Origin of the sequence: Streptomyces narbonensis, assembly GCF_014649015.1 — a bacterium.
In the GTDB taxonomy this organism is placed as follows: Bacteria; Actinomycetota; Actinomycetes; order Streptomycetales; family Streptomycetaceae; genus Streptomyces; species Streptomyces narbonensis.
The window spans coordinates 1-914 of sequence record NZ_BMSF01000091.1; the positions used below are offsets into that span (position 1 = coordinate 1).

Consider the following 914-nt stretch of genomic DNA (forward strand, 5'->3'; position numbering starts at 1 on the left):
AAACATCAAGAATTAAACATAAGAATAAAGGTCTATTTAAAGGCTTAATAAATCCTATAGTAGTAAATAGATATCATTCTTTAATAATTGATAAAAAATCTTTACCTGATTGTTTAGAAATTACAGCTCTAACTGAATTTTATGATTTAACACCAAATGTAATTATGGGTATAAAACATAAACAATATAAGATTGAAGGTTTCCAATTTCATCCAGAATCTATTTTATCTTATAAAGGTCATGAGTTATTAAAAAACTTTATAAAAAAATAAAATGATTTATAAAATTTTAAAAACTTTAATAAAGAAAAAAAATATAAAATTTAAATTTTTTTATAAATTAATGGAATTAATAGTTTTAGGTAAAATAGAATCAACACAAGTTGCATCTATTTTAACAGCATTATCTATAAAAAAAGAAAATAGTGCTGAAATAGCAGCAACAGCAAAAGTAATAAATGATTTTAAGAAATTAAATCTTATTAAAAATATAAATCTTATAGATTTAGTAGGGACAGGTAGTGATAATTTTAATTATTTTAATATATCAACAGCTTCAAGTTTTGTAGTAGCTGCAACAAGAGCAATAAAGGTTGTTAAACATGGGAGTAAAAGTATATCATCTTATTCAGGCAGTTTAGATTTACTTAATGTACTAGGAATAAATTTAAATTTTAAAAAAAAAGAATTTATAAAATGTATAAAAAATATAGGAATAATATTTTTTATATTAAATTCTAAATATAAAAAAAAAATAAAACAAATACGAATTGAGATACATATCCCTACAATCTTTAATATATTAGGTCCTTTAAATAATCCGATTCAACCATTAAAACAATTAGTTGGTGTATATGATAAACGATTATTAAATCTAATTGCTAAAGCGTTTATGAAATTAGGTAGTATAAAAAC

General features: G+C 20.7%; 2 protein-coding genes. Both read left to right on the forward strand.

What is annotated here, in order from left to right; translation table 11 throughout:
- Positions 1-272: glutamine amidotransferase-related protein (locus IE124_RS36250; protein ID WP_502266942.1), on the forward strand; the 272-nt coding region annotated here is incomplete at its 5' end.
- Position 273: 1 nt separating this feature from the next.
- Positions 274-914, forward strand: a 641-nt coding sequence (locus IE124_RS36255; RefSeq protein ID WP_502266943.1) for an anthranilate phosphoribosyltransferase, incomplete at its 3' end; no start/stop codon positions are given.